The organism is Enterobacter cloacae complex sp. 6730903 (genome assembly GCF_048283985.1).
GTDB lineage: Bacteria > Pseudomonadota > Gammaproteobacteria > Enterobacterales > Enterobacteriaceae > Enterobacter > Enterobacter hormaechei_C.
This window is the reverse complement of record NZ_JBLVXX010000153.1, coordinates 1-634: the sequence shown is the minus strand read 5'-3', so window position 1 is coordinate 634 and position 634 is coordinate 1. Positions and strand designations below refer to the sequence as shown.

1 protein-coding gene is annotated in these 634 nt (G+C 31.7%); it reads right to left on the bottom strand.

All coding sequences use genetic code 11. From position 1 onward, the window contains the following. Nucleotides 1–71: 71 nt before the first annotated feature. Nucleotides 72–634, bottom strand: a 563-nt coding sequence (locus ACNQ0W_RS25305; RefSeq protein WP_417933306.1) for a hypothetical protein, incomplete at its 5' end; no start/stop codon positions are given.

Sequence of the window (634 nt, the reverse complement as noted above, 5' to 3'; positions counted from 1 at the left end):
TTTTTACAGGCCATTTATTTTTATAAAAAACTTGCATTTTGATGATTTTTTACATTCTATACCTTGCGTTCTCAGTAATTAAAGTAATCATAGTCAGGAACCCAAGTGTAATTTCTTAGTTGATCTTTGTCATAGTCAACGAAAAAATGACATTGGTCACAATTGCGAATGCTTAATACAGGAGACTCAAATATTTCGCCGTCTTTTTTTCTCATAGTGGCAGTTAGTGTCATTGCTCCTGCTTTTTTTTGAGCTCGAAGCCAGACTTTTTGAAGCACTTCATTCCCTTTAATTCTTTCATTGCCGTCGAAAATAATTTCTGTATTTTCTGCTGGTTTGAACATAAATGTTGTTATCCAGTAACCTCGGTCTTGTAGTTGAAAAAATTGCGTTAATTTTAAAAGGCGATCAAGAGTTAAAGATTCTGCTTTTGCAATGGAATCTATAAGTGCATTATTTTCAAATAATTTATCGGGCTCTCTGAAAGGAAATGTTATATCACCGAAGGAAAAGGATAATACAGGCTTTTTATTAAGGAAAGAAGATAATTCGATACTTAAATTATCATTCATTTGCTCTGATATGTAATTTGATAAGAACTCTTTATTATTATCATCCAACCCTTTCTTTATTC